This is a genomic window from Psychrobacter okhotskensis (genome assembly GCF_965638355.1).
In the GTDB taxonomy this organism is placed as follows: Bacteria; Pseudomonadota; Gammaproteobacteria; order Pseudomonadales; family Moraxellaceae; genus Psychrobacter; species Psychrobacter okhotskensis.
The window spans coordinates 731,563-749,548 of the sequence record NZ_OZ281822.1; the positions used below are offsets into that span (position 1 = coordinate 731,563).

Sequence of the window (17,986 nt, forward strand, 5' to 3'; positions counted from 1 at the left end):
ATGCCATGAGCAATCCCTGCTTACCATCACTGCCTATTGCTCTGTCAGGTAATATGTATTGTTTCTCATGCCAGCCTAGTTTATCCACGCATAACGCCCGTATAACGCACCCATAATTGCAGCCCGTTACCGTCACTGTGCTTATCAGGTCGTTTTGTGTCAATAGCAGTGGGGCTAGGCTGTAGCTTATTAATACCTGTGTGGGTTAGGGGCATGGGGTCATCCTTTGTTGGTATTGTCGCTGTTGGTACTGCTCGATACCAACAATAATACCAACATTCTATATGGAACGCCATACACCTATAAGACAGTGAAAACCTGAAAAACGCCCAAAATAAAGGGCAGACGGTCAATGACGGTCTGCCCTAATATTGTGTTTGGTCGGAACGGCAGGATTTGAACCTGCGACCACTACACCCCCAGTGTAGTGCGCTACCAGACTGCGCTACGCCCCGAATGACTGACTATTTTACGCAAAATTATGCATATTGCAAGAGCTATTTATTTTAGTCAAACTCTATAACCTTAATTTACGTATCACAGTCAGCATAACCAATCAGCAATTATCCTTAACCGAGTAGCTCTTTTAAGATTTGGTTGACTTGCTGTGGGTTGGCACTACCGCGACTGGCTTTCATGACTTGTCCGACCAGACCGTTAAAGGCCTTTTCTTTACCGCCACGATACTCATCCACCATGGCTTGATTTTTTGCAATGACTTCTTCAACGATGGCTTTAATAGCGCCTGTATCGGTTTCTTGCTTAAGCCCTTTTTCTTCGATGATTTTGTCAGCTGCATCATCAGCATCGCCGGCTTCACGCTCATAGAGCGCGCTAAAGACTTTCTTAGCCAATTTGCCAGATAGTGTATCGTCTTTGATACGCGCTAGCATACCTGCCAATTGCTTGGCGCTGATAGGGGAGTCGATGATGTCTTTGTCGTCTTTATTTAGCGCACCGAGTAGGTCGCCCATGACCCAGTTACCAGCCATTTTGGCATCTTTCTCACCAATCTCAGCGACAACATCTTCGAAGTAATCGGCAAGCTGACGACTACCCGTCAAAATACGGGCATCATATTCTGATAGACCAAGCGCTTCCTCAAAGCGTGCACGACGGGCAACTGGTAGCTCCGGCATTGCCGCACGAATGCTATCGACAGTATGTTGCTCGATACGCACTGGTAGCAGGTCAGGATCAGGGAAGTAGCGATAGTCGTTGGCATCTTCTTTGGTACGCATGGTACGGGTTTCGTCGCGCTCTGGGTCATAGAGCATCGTTGCTTGCACAACTTTACCACCGTCCTCAATGATGTCGATTTGACGCTCGATTTCACGATTGATGGCGCGTTCGATAAAGCGGAACGAGTTTAAGTTTTTGAGCTCAGTACGCGTGCCCAATTCTGCACCCGGCTTACGAATAGAGACGTTACAGTCACAGCGGAATGAACCTTCTGCCATGACCGCGTCTGAGATACCGAGCCACGTGACCAGCTGGTGAATGGCTTTAATATAGGCCAGTGCTTCATGAGCCGAGCGCATATCAGGCTCAGAGACGATTTCGATTAATGGTGTACCAGCACGGTTCAAATCCACGCCCGTCATGCCATCGACGGCATCGTGTACTGACTTACCAGCGTCTTCTTCTAAATGCGCACGGGTGATGCCCATACGTTTCGGATATTCGTTTTTCTCACCTTCATTGACCACGACATCGATATAGCCTTCGCCAACGATAGGATTGGCCATTTGGGTGATTTGATAGCCTTTCGGTAAGTCAGGATAAAAGTAGTTTTTGCGGTCAAAGGTATTAAATAAACCCAGCTCAGCGTTGACGCCGATACCGAATTTTAGCGCACGATCGACCACGCCAGCATTTAGAACTGGTAGGACACCGGGCAAGCCTAAATCTACGATACTGGCTTGGCTGTTTGGCTCATGACCAAAGTCAGTCGGTGCGCTAGAAAATATCTTACTTTCCGTATTCAACTGGCAGTGAATTTCAATACCGATGACCACTTCATAACCATCGACGAACAGCTCTTTACGAACCTCATGTTCGCGGGCGGCATTATTATCAGTAGTAGTTGCTGTGTTCATTATACCGTCTCCTTCGCGATGGTAGAGTGTTGCAAATGATGGTCGGTGTGCTGCTGGAATAGATGCGCAGTGGCCAACAGCTTGCTTTCTTGCCAATACTGACCGATCAATTGTAAGCCAACAGGCAAGCCTTCAGACGTCAGACCAACAGGCTGACTGAGCGCTGGTAGACCGGCTAAGTTAACACCGATGGTATAGACATCGCCCAAATACATCGTTGCAGGGTCAAGATCTTCAGCGAGCTTATAAGCAGCGGTTGGTGCCGTTGGGCTGGCGATGACATCACAGTTGGCAAAGGCGTCTTCGAAGTCTTTGACGATTAAGCGACGTATTTTTTGTGCTTTAGTATAATAAGCATCAAAATAACCAGCAGATAGCGCGTAAGTACCGGTCAAGATACGGCGCTGTACTTCAGGGCCAAAGCCTTCAGAGCGTGAGCGCGTATACAGATCGATGAGATCGGTTGGGTTTTCACAGCGATAGCCAAAACGTACACCATCGAAGCGTGACAGGTTCGAAGAGGCTTCAGCAGGGGCGAGCATATAATAAGTCGCCAGCGTGATATCAGGGTCAGTGATATTCACTTCCACAATCGTCGCGCCCAACTCTTCATATTTCTTTAGCGCAGCACGTACGGTGGTTTCTACTTCAGCGTCAAGCCCTTTGCTAAAGTATTCTTTAGCGATACCAATGCGTAGACCAGCAAATGGCTTATCACCAGCAGCAGCTTCTGCGTCATTAAGGTCTTGCACGTAGTTCGGCATATCATGCTTGATAGAAGTTGCATCGCGTGGATCGTGACCAATCATTGGTTGTAATAGATAGGCACAATCTTTAGCGCTACGACCCATGCTACCAGCTTGGTCAAGGCTTGAAGCGTAGGCAATCATACCAAAGCGCGAGACGCGACCATAAGTGGGCTTGATACCGGTTAAGCCGCAAAATGAGGCAGGTTGACGAATAGAGCCACCCGTATCACTACCGGTTGCGACAGGGACGAAGCCAGCGGCAACAGCGGCAGCACTACCACCCGATGAGCCACCAGGGACATGGTTAAGGTTCCAAGGGTTGTGCACCGCGCCATAATATGAGCTCTCATTATCCGAGCCCATCGCAAACTCATCCATATTGAGCTTGCCCAAGCTAATCATCCCCGCTTTATCGATGTTTGACACGATAGTGGCGTCATAAGGTGAGACAAAGTTATGTAGCATCTTTGAACCACAAGTGGTCAGCACCCCTTGGGTACAAAAGATATCTTTGTGCGCCATCGGTACACCAAGCAGAGGACGCTTGTCGCCTTGAGCACGCATCTCGTCAGCTGCTTGCGCCTGTGCGCGGGCAGTTTCAGAAGTATTAGTGATAAAGCTGTTGATCTTGCTATCTAAGGCGTTGATGCGCTTGATATAGTGTTCGGTTAATTCCGCGCTGCTAAATTGTTTGTCTTGCAAGCCCGTAATAAGCTGCTGGGTACTCAATAGATGAAGTTCAGACATAAGGTGTCGTCCGTCAAAATGTTAATAGCATTAAATAGAATAAAATAAAGGCAGAAGTAAATAGAATAAATTATTCAATCACTTGTGGTACCAGATACAAGCCGTCTTCAACAGCGGGGGCGACCGATTGGTTGCGCGCGCGGTTGATATCGTGTTTGGCGATATCGGCACGTAAGTCTTGGCAAACTTCATGAATATTTGATAGTGGTTTGACATCAGTCGTATCAACGTTGCTAAGAGTATGCATCAGCTTTAAGACTTTACTGATTTCATCGGCATAGCTATTGGCTGTCGTCTCATCGACACCTAAGCGCGCAAGGCTGGCAACTTCTAGGATTTCTTCACGGCTGACGTTGCTGTCAGACGTTGCTGGTTGCTGTGACATAGTTTCTCCAGTGCAGGACAGTTTTTGTTATAGTCAGAGCACTTTTAAACCGCTAGGGTGTTACACGCCCTAGATGTACTCAATGTACTATCTGCGGTCGGTCGCCTTGTAGCGATTCTAAAATTCCTTGACTATAGAGTAAATAGGTTCAAAAGTAGCGGTTAAAACGAACAATTAATAAAGCCGCTAGTAATACCAATTATTAAAATAAAATAGCTATGAAAAGTAACGGTTATAACTAGCTACTAACATTGGTTACTGAAATTGGTTACTAAAACAAGAGTGTGATTATGAGCTTATTATAAAGCATCTGACCCAAGTTTACAGAGCTTGACGCTTGATTGCTGCACAATCTCAACCAAGTCGCGGGCATTTGTACAGACAGCATGATGATAGCCCAGACAATCATGGTAAAATTGACCGTATAGTTATGCAATCATTGGCAATCGCTCACCCGTTACAGTCAGAAATACGTTACAGTAGGCACTCGCTGCTGAGCAAAATTACTATATGCCTGTCGAGCCTTGTTATTGAATTAGACGGTGTTTCATTAAATGGATAGCTATCTGCCACTATTTCAAACTTTGTAACAACTTTTAGCGCTTAAGACTAAAATCCTGACTCACTGATGCAAATATCTGTGTTTTTTTTGAGCTAAATCGGTATAATTTAGCTCAGTTTTGTCATTGCATCATTATTGCTTAGGTTTGACTTGTCGCGGTGCCTCACTTTCGCCGTAAGTAATGTCTAACGACGACCTGCTCAACACTGACGAGTAACCCCTCAGTCAATCTCATTCGCCTCATTTGCCTTATTTGTAAAGCGCTGGATATATTAGTCATGAACCTGTTTGGATTTTTATCAAATAATATCGCAATCGACCTTGGTACTGCGAACACTCTTATTTTCATTCCTGGTAAAGGCGTGGTGCTCGATGAGCCTACGGTGGTCGCGCTACGAAGCAATCGTACCCATAACCCTACCGTCGCTGCAGTTGGCCTCGATGCCAAGCAGATGCTGGGTCGTACCCCTGCCAATATCACGGCGATTCGCCCGCTAAAAGACGGCGTGATTGCTGACTTTGAAGTGACCCAAAAAATGCTTAAGCACTTTATCGGCAAGGTAAAGGCGAAGCGTTTTATGGCACAGCCTAACGTCGTGGTTTGTGTGCCTTGCAAATCAACCCTCGTTGAGCGCAAAGCCATCCGTGAAGCGGTATCATCAGCGGGCGCGAGCAAAGTGCTCTTGCTAGAAGAGCCGATGGCAGCTGCGATTGGTGCCGGCATGCCAGTGCACGAAGCGAGTGGCTCAATGGTGGTTGATATCGGTGGTGGTACGACTGAGATCGCCGTTATTGCGCTATCAGGCTGCGTTTACGCCGAGTCGATTCGTATCGGTGGCGACATATTTGATGAAGCCATTATCACTCACGTACGCCGTACGCATGGTTGTGTGATTGGTGAAACGACGGCTGAGCGTATCAAGCAAGAAGTAGGCTCAGCGCTGAACGAAGACAGCCAGCTAGAAGTTGAAGTACGCGGACGTAGCATGGCAGAAGGCGTACCAAAAACCTTTACTGTCAATTCAGAAGAAGTGCAAAAAGCCCTGAGCGATCCACTAAGCGGTATCGTTAGCGCGGTAAAAGCAGCACTTGAGCAAACACCACCTGAGCTATCATCAGATATTGCTGAGCGTGGTATTGTTTTGACTGGTGGCGGTGCGCTATTGCGTGATTTAGACAAACTTATTTCAAGAGAAACTGGTTTGCCAGTGACGGTCGCTGAAGACCCATTGACTTGTGTCAGTCGTGGTGGTGGTATCGCTCTCGACTTTATCAATAATAAAAGCTTAAACATGATTTTTGTTTAAACAGTTTTTATTGTTGATGTTCGTTGTTGATTGTGTCGATATTACTTTTCACTGACTATATTGATGTTCCAATGACCATTAAAACTAGCAGTGAACAGTCGCTGCAACGATAAAAGTAAAAAACGATAAATTAAAGGTAGCCAGTTGTGCTGCCTTTAATCGCATTAATGAATGCCAGCTACAAGCATTGTCCGTAAATGCTGATAACAATGTGATTGTTATCACTAGCGCTGGCTACTGCTCACATTAGAAACCCTTAATTAGATGACTTATGACGCCAAGTATTTTTGCACGCCAGCCACTTGCACTTCGTAAGGCTGCTATTGTATTGATAGTAGCGTTAATACTGATGTGGTTCGATAGCAAAAATCCAGAATGGTTCAATCCAGTGCGCAACACCAGCCACGCCGCTATGCAGCCTATCTATGAGTTGTCCTTATTGCCCAGCTATGCCAAACATTGGGCAAGTGGCAGCTTACAATCAAAAGAAGCGCTACGCCGCGAAAACATGCAGTTAAAGTCACAATTGATCCACGCGCAAGCCAAGCTTCAGCAGCAAGACTATATCTTGGCACAAAATGCGCGCTTACAGGGTATCTTGTCGACCACCAAGCCTGAACAGTTTGAGCTAAATTTGGCACAGGTTATCGGTACCGACACCAACTTACTCCGCCAAATCGTCGTGCTTAATAAAGGTGCGCAAGATGGCGTGCAAGTCGGACAGACAGTCATCGACGAAGACGGTATATTGGGACAGATTATCAATGTCTATCCCAATACCAGTCGCTTACTGCTCATTACTGATGAGCAGCAATCGGTAGCGGTCACGGTCAAGCGTACGGGTCAGCGGGCGATTGTGACCGGTCAAGGCATACCCACCTCGTTAAGTCTTAATTATGTATTCAAAACCTCAGACGTGCGCGTGGGTGACGAGCTGGTTTCTTCAGGTCTAGGCGGGCGTATTCCAGCAGGCTATCGAGTTGGTCGTATCGCTCATATCAAAGATACCCAAGCTGATAATTTTAGAAGTATTGAAGTCACGCCAGCAGCCAACTTTATCGATAATGCGTACGTATTAGTGCTACAAGACAAACTAATAGGCAAAAACAACCTCGGTACTAATGGCAATGGCAGCTGACACTCACATCATACCTAGTGAGCCATTTATGCACTTAGCCACTTGGCCTTGCTGTACCAATAGCATCATGTATACCCATACCTTTTTAGCCCTATTCTCTGCTAAATAGCCGCCGCCAAACATTCCTAAAGGTAAGTATCCATGGCGTATTCTGACTCTAAGCACCCAATTGGGCTCTTGCTCTTTGCCATTGTTGCAAGCTTCATCGTTGCCTCATCGCTCAATGTCTATCCATTAAGTCCTAGTATGGCTACCTTGCGTCCCATGGTAATGATCATGGTGCTGATTTTTTGGTTGCTGTTTCAACCGCGTTACGTTGGTATCTTTACCGCGTTTACTATTGGTTTAGTCGCAGATCTCTTGATGGACACCCATTTAGGTCAGCAAGCCTTTGCGGCGGTCATGGTGGCACTGGTCATCAAAATCAGTAGTATCTATGTCAGACAATTAAATACTGTCAATGCATGGCTTATCGCCTCATTAAGCTTGCTACTGTTTCAGCTGAGCTTGTGGATGCTACAGATGTTTATTCAAGATATCTTTGTGGCGCAGTCCGCCTTGTCTTTATTGATGAGCATAGTCAGCTGGCCGCTAGTGCTATTAGCGTTACGCAAATTTGTGCGTTAACCAATTAAGCCTCCATTCGATAATTAGTGTGGAGTGCCTTTCCGTTATGTCTTTATCAGCAAGATGATACAGTCAGTTGAATATAAAAAAGATACAGCATGACTGATATAGATTTTTTGCCGCCTCTGTCTGCGTAGATACAGCAAGCAAGAAAAATTTGTACCAGTCACGCATCATAAGGTTGTGTATCTATTTTATTTAGTATCGACTATAGCAATCATAAAATAAGAGAATAGCGATGGATATTATTTTAGCATCTGGTTCGCCGCGTCGTCGTGAGCTGCTAGCCAAAGCGCAGCTAGATTTTACGATTATGAGCGTCGATATCGATGAAACGCCACAAAGTAATGAGTCGCCTACAGAGTATATCGAGCGCATGGTCGCTACCAAAGCTGCCGCCGCAGTACAACAGCTAAACGACACACTTAAAACGAGCAAGGCCAATCTCGCTGAGCAGCTTATCATTTTGACCTCAGACACCATTGGTGTACTGCCAGATGGTCAGACGGTACTGGTAAAACCAACTGACCGTGAGCACGCCTATCGCATGTGGCAGCAAATGTCAGATAATACCCATGAAGTATGGACAGCGGTACAAGCTACTCACGTATCTCGTGTGCCTTTAGCTTCCAAGGGTGCCAATACAGCAGACCATGAGACAGTATTCCAAATCATCAAACAACAGCAAATCACCGAGCGCACAGCAGTCACCTTTATCCCGCTGACGATGGAGATGATGAGCCGTTATTGGGAAAGTGGCGAACCTGCTGATAAAGCAGGTGGCTATGGTATTCAAGGGTTGGGCGCGGCTTGGGTGAGCCGTATTAACGGCAGCTATACCAATGTCGTGGGCTTGCCACTGCCGCAAACGCTGGCATTGATTAAAAATATCACCGAGAGTGGCATTCATTAGATAGTCAGAAGGGCAGGGACAATTTTATTAATACGCTACAAGCCCTTAACTGCTTGTCTGCACATAACGACACGCTAGGGTAATGGGCAAGAGCAAGTCGCATTTGTTACACTATGAAGCCAGTAGGCGATGAACGCCCAATAAGAAAGCTGAAAGATAAGAGAAAAAATTATGTCCGAAGAGCTGCTGATTAATATTAGTCCAATGGAGTCACGTGTCGCCGTGTTAGACAACGGTGTCCTAGGCGAAATCTATATTGAGCGCCATCATAAATTGGGTCTGGTCGGCAATATCTATTTGGGTACCGTCGTGCGTGTCCTGCCGGGTATGCAAGCGGCCTTTGTCGATATCGGTCAGTCACGGACAGCGTTTTTACACGTCAATGATATGCAGCGTGAACCGCGTCCAGTCGCCGAAAATAAGAATAAGACAGATGAAGAGCGCAATAAGAACCCTGATACCGGTACAGACAACACTGTGGTAGAAAATGGCATTGATGGCCTAGAAGTCAGCCCACCAGTGGTCAGTGTGCAAAGTGCTGATGTCTCTCCTGTCTCTAAAACCCTTATCCAACACCGCTTGCACGAAAGCCAACGTATCTTGGTACAAGTGACCAAAGACCAGCTGGGTAGTAAGGGCGCACGCTTAACCACCAATGTTTCTCTGCCATCACGCTATCTTGTGTATCTGCCATCGAGCGATCATATCGGTATCTCGCAGCGTATCGATGGCGAAGAAGAGCGCAACCGTCTCAAGACTGAGCTGAATAGTTTGATGCAAACCGTCAACCTAAAAGGTGGGCTGATTGCCCGTACGGCTGCCGAGCGCGTGCCTGTCGATAAGCTGGAAGAAGACATTTATTATTTATTACAGCTTTGGCGGACTATCTGCGCGCGGCGTCAAGAGATCAACCATCATCAAAGCTCAGAGCTTATTTACCAAGAGCTGGCTCTGCCACTACGCTCGATTCGTGACTTGGTACATACCGATACTGAAAAGGTCATTATCGATAATGCACAAATCTATGAGCAGGTCAGGCATTTCGCCAAAGAGTTCGTGCCTTTCGTTTACGATAGGATCGTGCATTATACCGCTGAGCAATCCTTATTTGACGTCCATCGTGTTGAAGACGATTTACGAGATGCCTTAAAACGTCGCGTTGATTTAAAGTCAGGTGGTTATCTGATTATTGATCAGACCGAAGCGATGACCACGATTGATGTTAATACGGGCTCTTTTGTTGGGGGACGTTCATTAGAAGATACCGTGTATAAGACCAACTTAGAAGCCACGCATGCCATCGCTCGGCAGCTGCGTTTGCGCAATCTGGGCGGCATTATTATCTTAGACTTTATTGATATGCTGGAGCAGCAGCATAAAGATGACGTGCTGGAGAGTTTACAGTCACAACTGGCACAAGACTATGCCAAGACTAAGATTACTCAGGTTAGTGAGCTTGGCTTGGTAGAGATGACCCGTAAGCGTACCCGTGAATCATTAGGGCAGCAACTGTGTGAGCCGTGTTCAACCTGTCAAGGGCGTGGCTTTGTCAAAACTGCTGAGACCGTTTGCTTTGAGATATTCCGCGAAATCATGCGCTGCGCGCGCACCTATAATTCACCGAAGAAGTTTACAGTAGTTGCTCATGCCGCAGTCATTGATTTACTACTCACTTCAGAGTCGGACACGGTGGCGGATTTAGAGTATCTGTTAGGTAGAGTTATTACTTTTGATGTAGAAAACCTCTATACACAAGAGCAGTACGATATTGTTTTAGACTGATAATTTGTACATCAGTAGGGGATTTAACACCTATTATTGAGTATGAATGGTGTTGTTTATAAAGCGTAATATCTTTAAATGCCGTGGATATTGCTCTTGCAATGAACGAAATACTATGTATAATATACACCACTGAATTATATATGCGCAGCCAATAATAAAGCTGGCGCTATGACAGCTAGAGCATCGTTTCTAGCACTATTTCATTATGCCTTTGCTGACATCCTATTATGGAAGGGTCGGCGGGGCTTTAAACTATTTTACTTTTGGCATGCTATAAGTTCGGATAAAGAACTCATTCTGGTTAAGAACAGAAGGCCGCTTTAAGTGAATATTTAACCAAACGGCTTTTGGTCATATCTTTGCAAAGCAAGAATGACGAAAGCACATATTAGGAGCTTGCTGGCATGGCTAACCAGAGAATCCGTATCCGTCTTAAGTCTTTTGATCATCGTCTGATTGATCAATCTGCACAAGAGATTGTTGATACTGCAAAGCGCACCGGTGCGCAAGTTTGTGGTCCTGTACCGTTGCCGACTCGCATTGAGCGCTTCAACGTTCTAACCTCACCACACGTTAACAAAGACGCTCGTGATCAGTACGAAATCCGTACTCATAAGCGTATGGTTGATATCGTTCAACCTACTGACAAAACTGTGGATGCGCTAATGAAGTTAGATTTAGCGGCGGGTGTTGACGTTCAAATTGCTTTGGGTTAATGCACACTACACACCCAACCCATTAATATAAGATATAAAGAGGTCTAAAATGGCGATCGGTTTAGTCGGTAAAAAATGCGGCATGACCCGTGTCTTCACTGAAACAGGCGCATCTATCCCTGTAACAGTGGTTGAGGTCAATGCAAACCGCATTACTCAAGTAAAAAATACTGATGTAGATGGCTATCAAGCCATCCAAATCACCACAGGTACCCGTCGTGACAGCCGCGTAACCGCTGCACAAAAAGGTCACTTCGCTAAAGCTGGTGTTGCAGCTGGTCGTGGTGTTTGGGAATTTCGTGCCAATGACAGCGATCTTGAAGGTCGTGAGATTGGCGGTGAGATCCTAGCTGACTTGTTCGAACAAGGTCAGATGGTTGATGTCACAGGACAGAGTAAAGGTAAAGGCTTTCAAGGCGGCGTAAAGCGTCACAACTTTAGCATGCAAGATGCCACTCACGGTAACTCAGTATCACATCGTGCTATCGGTTCAACTGGTCAAAACCAGTCACCAGGTAAAGTCTTCAAAGGCAAAAAAATGCCAGGTCAGATGGGTAACAAACGCGTTACCGTTCAAGGCCTAGAAGTGATATCGGTTGATGTTGAAAATGGGTTAATTGTCATCAAGGGTGCTATCCCTGGTGCCACCGGTGGCGATGTCATCGTACGTCCGTCAGTCAAAGCCTAAGCAAGGGGATTAACGTGGATTTAAAAACAGTTACAGGTGCGGCGGTTGAGCTTTCTGATACGGCTTTTGGTCGTGAATTCAACGAAGCATTAGTGCATCAAGTCGTCACCGCATATCTTGCTGGTGCTCGCCAGGGTACACGTGCACAAAAAACCCGTGCCGAAGTTTCTGGCGGTGGCATCAAGCCATGGCGCCAAAAAGGTACTGGTCGCGCTCGTGCAGGCTCTATTCGTAGCCCTATCTGGCGTGGGGGCGGTCGTGCATTTGCGGCCAAACCACAAGATTGGTCACAGAAAGTTAACCGTAAGATGTATCGCGGTGCTATGCAGTGTATCCTAGCCGAATTGATTCGCCAAGAGCGTCTGATTTTGGTTGAAGAGTTGAGCGTTTCTGGGCCTAAGACCAAAGAGCTTATCGCCAAGTTAAATGATTTGGGCGCACCTCGTGCACTAATCGTTACCAAAGACGTTGACGAAAACTTATACTTAGCCGCTCGCAACATTCCACACGTCAATGTACTTGGTACAAACGAAGTGGACCCAGTGAGTTTGATCGCTTTTGATAAAGTGATCATGTCAGTTGAAGCTGCGAAACAATTTGAGGAAGCACTAGCATGAATAACGCAAGACTTTATCAGATCCTAAGAGGACCTGTATTCTCAGAGAAATCTCAAATGCTTGGCGACTCATTTGGTGTGCAAGTATTTAAAATTGACTCTAACGCTACTAAGCTTGAAGTTAAAAAAGCAGTTGAGATGATGTTTGAAGGTGTTGAAGTTTTAAAAGTAAACACTTTGAACGTTAAAGGTAAGACAAAGCGTTTTGGTAAAAGCATCGGCCGTCGTAATGACTACAAAAAAGCCTATGTTACCTTAAAAGCTGGTCAAGATGTACAAATGGCTGATGCTGGTGAAGAGGTCGCGAATACGACTGCTTCTACTAGTGAAACAGCGAATAACGAATAAGGATTACACTCATGCCTATCGTAAGAGCAAAGCCAACATCACCAGGCCGTCGTTTTGTTGAAAAAGTGGTGCATCCACACCTTTATAAAGGTCGTCCTTATGCAGCGCTTCTCGAATCAAAAAGTAAGTCAGGTGGTCGTAACAATAATGGTCGCATAACGACTCGTCACATCGGTGGTGGTCATAAGCAACATTATCGTATTATCGATTTTAAACGCACCAAAGACAATATCCCAGCTACTGTAGAGCGTATTGAATACGATCCTAACCGTACTGCACATATTGCCTTACTTAAGTATGCTGATGGTGAGCGTCGCTATATCATTGCTGCTAAAAAACAAGCAGTTGGTGATACCGTGATGTCAGGTGAAACTTCACCTATCCGTCCAGGTAACTGTTTACCGTTGAAAAACATCCCATTGGGTACTGTGATTCACAATATCGAGCTTAAAATCGGTAAAGGTGCACAGATGGCTCGTTCTGCGGGTGCTAGTGTTCAATTACTAGGTCGTGACGGTATTTATGCTATTCTACGTATGCGTTCTGGCGAAACTCGCCGCGTTCATGTGAATTGCCGTGCTGTTATTGGTGAAGTATCGAACACTGAAAACAACTTGAAATCACTTGGTAAAGCCGGTGCTTCACGTTGGCGCGGTATTCGTCCTTCTGTTCGTGGTGTCGCTATGAACCCGGTTGATCACCCACACGGTGGTGGTGAAGGTCGTAACAAAGGTCGCCATCCAACCAGCCCTTGGGGTCAGAAGTCTAAAGGACTTAAAACGCGTCATAATAAGCGTACTGACAACATGATCATCCGCCGTCGCGCCAAGAAGAAATAAAGGAAGAATTTCATGCCTCGTTCATTGAAAAAAGGTCCATTCATAGACGCGCACTTGTTTGCTAAAGTTGAGAATGCATTAGACACCAACTCACGCAAGCCAATTAAGACTTGGTCGCGCCGCTCGATGATTCTGCCACAAATGGTTGGCCTAACTTTATCTGTTCACAACGGCCGTACTCATGTACCGGTTATCGTGAGCGAACAGATGGTTGGTCATAAACTAGGTGAATTTGCCCCGACTCGTACGTATCGTGGTCATGGCATTGACAGAAAAGCTAAGAAATAAGGTGCTTACCATGGAAGTAACTGCAAAATTACGCGGTGCCGCCATATCGGCACAAAAAGTTAGACTCGTTGCTGATGAAGTTCGTGGCAAATCTATCGAGCGTGCTTTGGATATCCTAACGTATAGTAATAAAAAAGGTGCTGTGTTTGTTAAGAAATGTCTTAACTCAGCCATCGCCAATGCCGAAAACAACAACGGTTTAGACATTGATACGCTTAAAGTATCAACTATATACGTTGATGAAGGCATTACGCTAAAACGTATCCTACCACGTGCTAAAGGTCGCGCTGATCGTATCAGTAAGCGTACCTGTCACATCACTATAAAGGTAGGAGAATAAGTTATGGGTCAAAAAGTACATCCAATCGGAATTCGTCTTGGTGTTGTCAAAAAGCATAACGCAAACTGGTATGCTAACCCTAAACAATACTCAGAATACCTCATCAACGACATTCAAGTTCGTGAGTATCTACGCAAAAAGCTAGACAACGCTATGATCAGCAACATCATGATCGAGCGTCCTACTGGCGCCGCTAAGATTACCATCGCCACTGCGCGTCCTGGTATTGTTATCGGCAAAAAAGGCGAAGATATCGAAAGACTTCAAAAAGAATTGACCAAAATTATGGGCGTACCTGCTCAGGTCAACATTGAAGAAATCACGTCACCTGATCTTGATGCACGTTTGGTAGCAGATGGTATCGGAAGTCAGCTTGAGCGTCGTGTTATGTTCCGCCGTGCGATGAAACGCGCCGTACAGAACAGCATGCGTTCTGGTGCTAAAGGCATTAAAGTTGAGCTGTCTGGCCGTCTTGGTGGTGCTGAGATTGCTCGTAGTGAATGGTATCGTGAAGGCCGTGTGCCATTACATACACTTCGCGCTGATATTGACTATGCGTCAGTACGTGCAGAAACAACTTACGGCACCATCGGTGTAAAAGTTTGGATCTTCCGCGGAGAAATCCTTGACGGTATGAACAGTGTTTATAATCCGGTCAAAGAAGAGCAGACTCGTGCGCCAAAACGCCGTGGTCGTGGAAACGGAAACCGTCGAAACTCAGACAGAGGTTAAACTATGTTACAGCCAAAACGTACCAAGTTTCGTAAAATGCACAAAGGTCGTAACACTGGGCTAGCTCATCGTGGAAGCACCGTTGCATTCGGACAAATTGGTCTAAAATCATTGACGCGCGGTCGTATGACAGCCCGTCAAATTGAAGCGGCACGTCGTACCATTACTCGTAAGATTAAGCGTGGTGGTAAGATTTGGATTCGTGTATTCCCAGACAAACCAATTACTAATAAACCATTAGAAGTACGTATGGGTAAAGGTAAAGGTCCTGTAGAGTATTGGGTATGCGAAATCAAACCTGGTAAAGTGCTATATGAAATTGAAGGGGTACCAGAAGAGCTTGCACGTGAAGCTTTCACGCTTGCTGCAGCAAAACTGCCCTTTAAAACTACCATTGTTAAGCGGACGATAATGTAATGAAGATCAGTGAATTACGTGATAAATCATTAGAAGAACTGACCCAGTTACTTGATGAAAAGCAACTTGATGCTTTCCGTATTCGTATGGCTAAAGCAACTGGTCAGTTGGGTAATACCCATGAAGTCAGAGGCAATCGTCGCACGATTGCTCAGATTCAGACTTTGATTAACGAGAAACAACGAGGCGACTCATGAGCGATAACAATCAAACAGCTAATGCTAGCGTATTGACAGGAAGAGTTGTCAGCGACAAGATGGACAAGTCCATCACAGTTTTGATTGAACGTCTGGTTCGTCATCCTTTGTATGGCAAGCAGCTTCGTCGTTCTACAAAAATCAAAGCTCATGATGAGAATAACGTTTGCCAACAAGGCGACCTTGTCCGCATCAAAGAAACGCGTCCAATCTCAAAAACTAAGTCTTGGACTTTAGTTGATGTGGTTGAAAAAGTAGAAAAAATCTAAGTAAATTGCATTAAAAGCCAGAAGCTGTTAAAATAGCCGCCTTTTTAAGGATGCTGATTGCGCCGAGCGTATATCACTCACATTAAGAGTAGCAGCGGTTATTTATATTAAAATGCCGACTACTCATACTGTGCTAGCGGCAGCAACTGGTTTTTATTGCTCATACGTGTGGAGTAACGCTATGATTCAGGTTGAGTCAATGCTGGAAGTTGCAGACAATAGCGGTGCAAGGCGAGTTCAGTGCATTAAAGTACTGGGTGGCTCTCATCGTCGTTATGCATCAGTTGGCGACATTATTAAAGTAACGGTTAAAGAAGCCATTCCTCGCGGTCGTGTTAAAAAAGGCGACGTGATGAATGCGGTAGTTGTACGTACCAAAAAAGGCGTTCGTCGTCCTGATGGTTCTGTTCTGCGTTTTGATGACAATGCTGCGGTATTGTTGAACCAAAACAAAGCACCGATTGCAACTCGTATTTTTGGACCGGTAACTCGTGAACTACGTGGTGATCAGTTTATGAAAATTGTATCCCTAGCACCAGAAGTATTGTGAGGTAATCCATGTCAAAATTACGTAAAGGCGATACAGTTATCGTGATTGCTGGTAAAGATAAAGGCAAACAAGGTACTGTACAAGCTGTAAAAAATGATCGTATTAAAGTAGAAGGCATTAATATTGTTACTAAACATCAGAAGCCAAATCAGGCGACTGGCGTTGAAGGTGGCATTCTTAAGCAAGAAGCTTTTCTGCATATTTCAAATGTCGCAATATTAAATGCGCAAACCCAAAAAGCTGATCGTATTACTTATCAGTTCGGCGAAGACGGCAATAAACAACGCGTCTATCGTTCGAACGGTGAAGTAGTGGCGACTGCGTAAGACACTAAGGGTGTAATGGTAATGGCAAGATTAAAATCTTTATATAACGATGAACTAAAGCAGCAAATCAAAGAAGACCTTGGTTTAGCGAACGTGATGCAAGTGCCTAAAATCACTAAAATCACACTTAACATGGGTGTAGGCGGCGCGTCTCAAGACAAGAAATTGCTTGAAGGTGCAGTAGCCGACATGACCGCTATTGCTGGTCAAAAACCTGTGGTCACTAAAGCGCGTAAATCAGTTGCTGGCTTTAAGATTCGTGAAGAATGGCCAATTGGCTGTAAAGTAACGCTACGCGGTGAGCAAATGTACGAATTTTTAGATCGTCTCATTGCCATTGCAATTCCTCGTATTCGTGATTTCCGTGGTTTTTCACCTAAAGCCTTTGACGGACGTGGTAACTACTCATTGGGTATCAAAGAACAAATCGTATTCCCAGAAGTAGACTTTGACAAGATTGATCGTATCCGCGGTATGGATGTAACAATCACCACGTCAGCTCAATCTGATGAAGAAGGTCGCGCGTTGCTTAAAGCATTCGGCTTCCCATTTAAATAAGGTAAAGACGTTATGGCAAAGAAGAGCATGATTAACCGCGAATTGAAGCGCGAAAAAATGGTTGCTAAATATGCTGAAAAGCGTATCAAGCTAAAAGAAACTATCAGTGATATGACTGCAAGTGACGAAACTCGTATGGAAGCGATGCTAGAGCTACAAGCTCTTCCACGTAACTCATCACCAGTACGTCTGCGCAATCGTTGTGCTATCACCGGTCGTCCTCACGGTTACTTCCGCAAGTTTGGCTTATCACGCAATATGCTGCGTGAGCGTGTCATGCAAGGCGATGTGCCTGGTGTTCGTAAAGCAAGCTGGTAAGGAGTAACTATATGAGTATGCAAGATACCGTTGGGGATATGCTAACCCGTATTCGTAACGCACAAATGGCTAACAAAGTATCGGTAGCAATGCCGAGCTCTAAACTACGTAAATCAATTGCTGATTTACTGGTTAGCGAAGGTTATGTAGCGAACGCTGTTGTCACTGAACAAGACAACAATAAAGCCACACTAACTATCGAACTAAAATACTTCGAAGGTAAAGCTGTTATCGAAACGATTCAACGTTTCAGCCGTCCTGGTTTACGCCAGCATCGCGGTAAAGACGCTATCCCTACTGTTAAACAAGGTATGGGTGTTGCTATCGTATCAACCAGTCAAGGTATCATGAGCGATCGTGCTGCACGCGCTGCTGGTATCGGTGGTGAAATCGTTGCATTTGTAGCGTAAGCTACACGACGATAAAGTCTATTTGATGCTTGTTAGACTTCTATCAATTGAGTAATTATAAA

General features: G+C 45.3%; 25 protein-coding genes and 1 tRNA gene. 21 read left to right on the top strand and 5 right to left on the bottom strand.

Annotated features, from left to right (window positions below; translation table 11 throughout):
• Positions 1–80: 80 nt before the first annotated feature.
• The 5 genes from ACSUPM_RS03025 to gatC all read right to left on the bottom strand — a co-directional run bounded on the left by ACSUPM_RS03025 (position 81) and on the right by gatC (position 3,980).
• A complete protein-coding gene (locus ACSUPM_RS03025; RefSeq protein WP_201575517.1) occupies positions 81–215 on the bottom strand; it encodes a DUF4102 domain-containing protein in 135 nt (44 codons plus the stop codon).
• A gap of 163 nt (positions 216–378) precedes the next feature.
• Positions 379–455, bottom strand: a tRNA-Pro gene (locus ACSUPM_RS03030).
• A gap of 114 nt (positions 456–569) precedes the next feature.
• A complete protein-coding gene (gene gatB, locus ACSUPM_RS03035; protein ID WP_201607036.1) occupies positions 570–2,099 on the bottom strand; it encodes an Asp-tRNA(Asn)/Glu-tRNA(Gln) amidotransferase subunit GatB in 1,530 nt (509 codons plus the stop codon).
• Entirely contained in the window at positions 2,099–3,595 is a 1,497-nt protein-coding gene (gene gatA / locus ACSUPM_RS03040; RefSeq protein WP_201607038.1) for an Asp-tRNA(Asn)/Glu-tRNA(Gln) amidotransferase subunit GatA, read from the bottom strand. Before gatA ends, gatB begins: the two co-directional genes overlap by 1 nt.
• A 70-nt stretch (positions 3,596–3,665) precedes the next feature.
• The gene (gene gatC / locus ACSUPM_RS03045; RefSeq protein ID WP_025652178.1) at positions 3,666–3,980 is read right to left on the bottom strand and encodes an Asp-tRNA(Asn)/Glu-tRNA(Gln) amidotransferase subunit GatC; all 315 of its coding nucleotides are present in this window, start codon (positions 3,978–3,980) and stop codon (positions 3,666–3,668) included.
• 831 nt (positions 3,981–4,811) lie between these two features.
• Between gatC and ACSUPM_RS03050 the strand changes: the two genes are divergently transcribed.
• The 21 genes from ACSUPM_RS03050 (at position 4,812) to rpsH (ending at position 17,924) form a co-directional block, all read left to right on the top strand.
• Positions 4,812–5,849: a rod shape-determining protein gene (locus ACSUPM_RS03050; RefSeq protein WP_025652179.1), complete on the top strand. Its 1,038-nt coding sequence runs from the start codon at positions 4,812–4,814 to the stop codon at positions 5,847–5,849.
• Between the two features lie 271 nt (positions 5,850–6,120).
• Positions 6,121–6,987 (top strand): rod shape-determining protein MreC, encoded by an 867-nt coding sequence (gene mreC, locus ACSUPM_RS03055; protein WP_025652180.1) that lies wholly within the window; start codon positions 6,121–6,123, stop codon positions 6,985–6,987.
• 141 nt (positions 6,988–7,128) lie between these two features.
• Entirely contained in the window at positions 7,129–7,614 is a 486-nt protein-coding gene (gene mreD, locus ACSUPM_RS03060; protein WP_101212093.1) for a rod shape-determining protein MreD, read from the top strand.
• Positions 7,615–7,852: 238 nt separating this feature from the next.
• Entirely contained in the window at positions 7,853–8,527 is a 675-nt protein-coding gene (locus tag ACSUPM_RS03065; protein ID WP_025652182.1) for a Maf family protein, read from the top strand.
• Positions 8,528–8,698: 171 nt separating this feature from the next.
• Positions 8,699–10,309: an Rne/Rng family ribonuclease gene (locus ACSUPM_RS03070; protein ID WP_101212092.1), complete on the top strand. Its 1,611-nt coding sequence runs from the start codon at positions 8,699–8,701 to the stop codon at positions 10,307–10,309.
• 407 nt (positions 10,310–10,716) lie between these two features.
• On the top strand, positions 10,717–11,028 hold the full coding sequence (gene rpsJ / locus ACSUPM_RS03075; protein WP_010196670.1) for a 30S ribosomal protein S10: 312 nt from the start codon (positions 10,717–10,719) through the stop codon (positions 11,026–11,028).
• A 49-nt stretch (positions 11,029–11,077) separates the two neighbouring features.
• A complete protein-coding gene (gene rplC / locus ACSUPM_RS03080; RefSeq protein ID WP_025652184.1) occupies positions 11,078–11,716 on the top strand; it encodes a 50S ribosomal protein L3 in 639 nt (212 codons plus the stop codon).
• Between the two features lie 14 nt (positions 11,717–11,730).
• The gene (gene rplD / locus ACSUPM_RS03085) at positions 11,731–12,333 is read left to right on the top strand and encodes a 50S ribosomal protein L4 (RefSeq protein ID WP_025652185.1); all 603 of its coding nucleotides are present in this window, start codon (positions 11,731–11,733) and stop codon (positions 12,331–12,333) included.
• Positions 12,330–12,680, top strand: coding sequence for a 50S ribosomal protein L23 (gene rplW / locus ACSUPM_RS03090; RefSeq protein WP_025652186.1), 351 nt, complete (start codon positions 12,330–12,332; stop codon positions 12,678–12,680). The genes rplD and rplW overlap by 4 nt, the downstream gene beginning before the upstream one ends.
• 11 nt (positions 12,681–12,691) lie before the next feature.
• Positions 12,692–13,519, top strand: coding sequence for a 50S ribosomal protein L2 (gene rplB / locus ACSUPM_RS03095; RefSeq protein WP_025652187.1), 828 nt, complete (start codon positions 12,692–12,694; stop codon positions 13,517–13,519).
• A gap of 12 nt (positions 13,520–13,531) precedes the next feature.
• A complete protein-coding gene (gene rpsS / locus ACSUPM_RS03100; RefSeq protein WP_021813372.1) occupies positions 13,532–13,807 on the top strand; it encodes a 30S ribosomal protein S19 in 276 nt (91 codons plus the stop codon).
• A gap of 10 nt (positions 13,808–13,817) precedes the next feature.
• A complete protein-coding gene (gene rplV / locus ACSUPM_RS03105; protein ID WP_010196689.1) occupies positions 13,818–14,147 on the top strand; it encodes a 50S ribosomal protein L22 in 330 nt (109 codons plus the stop codon).
• A 3-nt stretch (positions 14,148–14,150) separates the two neighbouring features.
• Positions 14,151–14,879 carry a 30S ribosomal protein S3 gene (gene rpsC / locus ACSUPM_RS03110; RefSeq protein ID WP_010196691.1) on the top strand — a complete coding sequence of 243 codons (729 nt, stop codon included), beginning with the start codon at positions 14,151–14,153 and terminating at the stop codon, positions 14,877–14,879.
• A gap of 3 nt (positions 14,880–14,882) precedes the next feature.
• Entirely contained in the window at positions 14,883–15,296 is a 414-nt protein-coding gene (gene rplP / locus ACSUPM_RS03115) for a 50S ribosomal protein L16 (protein WP_010196693.1), read from the top strand.
• Positions 15,296–15,493, top strand: a complete 198-nt coding sequence (rpmC, locus tag ACSUPM_RS03120; RefSeq protein ID WP_010196696.1) for a 50S ribosomal protein L29 — start codon at positions 15,296–15,298, stop codon at positions 15,491–15,493. The genes rplP and rpmC overlap by 1 nt, the downstream gene beginning before the upstream one ends.
• Positions 15,490–15,762 (top strand): 30S ribosomal protein S17, encoded by a 273-nt coding sequence (rpsQ, locus tag ACSUPM_RS03125; RefSeq protein WP_010196699.1) that lies wholly within the window; start codon positions 15,490–15,492, stop codon positions 15,760–15,762. The genes rpmC and rpsQ overlap by 4 nt, the downstream gene beginning before the upstream one ends.
• Positions 15,763–15,943: 181 nt before the next feature.
• A complete protein-coding gene (rplN, locus tag ACSUPM_RS03130; RefSeq protein WP_010196702.1) occupies positions 15,944–16,312 on the top strand; it encodes a 50S ribosomal protein L14 in 369 nt (122 codons plus the stop codon).
• An 8-nt stretch (positions 16,313–16,320) separates the two neighbouring features.
• Positions 16,321–16,638: a 50S ribosomal protein L24 gene (rplX, locus tag ACSUPM_RS03135; RefSeq protein WP_010196703.1), complete on the top strand. Its 318-nt coding sequence runs from the start codon at positions 16,321–16,323 to the stop codon at positions 16,636–16,638.
• A 21-nt stretch (positions 16,639–16,659) separates the two neighbouring features.
• Positions 16,660–17,196 (top strand): 50S ribosomal protein L5, encoded by a 537-nt coding sequence (rplE, locus tag ACSUPM_RS03140; protein WP_025652189.1) that lies wholly within the window; start codon positions 16,660–16,662, stop codon positions 17,194–17,196.
• A 12-nt stretch (positions 17,197–17,208) separates the two neighbouring features.
• Positions 17,209–17,514, top strand: a complete 306-nt coding sequence (gene rpsN / locus ACSUPM_RS03145; RefSeq protein WP_010196705.1) for a 30S ribosomal protein S14 — start codon at positions 17,209–17,211, stop codon at positions 17,512–17,514.
• Positions 17,515–17,525: 11 nt separating this feature from the next.
• Positions 17,526–17,924, top strand: a complete 399-nt coding sequence (gene rpsH / locus ACSUPM_RS03150; RefSeq protein ID WP_010196706.1) for a 30S ribosomal protein S8 — start codon at positions 17,526–17,528, stop codon at positions 17,922–17,924.
• The last annotated feature ends 62 nt before the right edge of the window (positions 17,925–17,986 follow it).